The organism is Alcanivorax sp. HI0044, assembly GCF_001634945.1.
In genome coordinates this window covers 1-743 of record NZ_LWEZ01001852.1, presented here as the reverse complement: position 1 = coordinate 743, position 743 = coordinate 1, and the positions used below count along the sequence as shown (strand labels likewise).

The following is a 743-nucleotide window of genomic DNA, read 5'->3' as shown; positions in this document are numbered from 1 at the left end:
TGAGCTATGGTGCGGAGCTGTCATACGGATTGCGTGACAATCAGGGTGGAGACCGCAGCGAGGCGCCGCGGGTACAGTTCAATATGACGTACCGGTTTGCGCACACCAGCCGTCCGGTCGAATAAGGCACAGCAGGACTCAGGGCTGGCTCAGCCCCCGTTGGTATCCATTACCGTGTCGGTGGGATACTGAGCCACCTTGGTTTCTTCAGGGGTTCTTCCCACCAGATTTTTCTGCTTCCAGGTACCGCGTTTAAACCATACCCAGGCAACCAGCGCCGACAGAAAGGCTTGAACCGGATAGGAAATCCACACTCCGGCCACGCCCAGTTGCGTGCGCTCTGTGAGTAACCAGGCAATCGGGAACTGCAACACCCAAAGGGAAATCAAGGCGATGGCCATGGCGGCGAGCGTGTTGCCCGAGCCGCGAAAGGCTCCGGTGACCACAATCTGGGCGCCGAGCAGGCCGTAGGAGAGGGCGGTGATGCGAACAAAGCGGGCGCCTTCTTCGATAACTGCGACCTCGCCGGGCACGAACAGCTCAACCAGCGGCGCGGCAAGGAAGAAACTGACCACCCCAACCAACGTCAAGCTCGTCAGTGCCAGTGCGCCGCTGAGGTACGTCGTGTGTTCCGCGCGTTCCAGCTGCCCGGCGCCCACGTTTTGCCCCACCACCGTGGAGGTGGCTTGTGAGAGACCCAGCGCTGGAATAATCACAAAACTCAGCATCCGCGACCCAATGCC

Annotated in this window: 1 protein-coding gene; it reads right to left on the bottom strand. The window is 60.4% G+C overall.

Annotated elements, in window-relative coordinates; translation table 11 throughout:
- Positions 1-149 precede the first annotated feature (149 nt).
- A partial coding sequence (locus A3730_RS27620; protein WP_255364330.1) for an MATE family efflux transporter occupies positions 150-743 on the bottom strand: 594 nt, incomplete at its 5' end.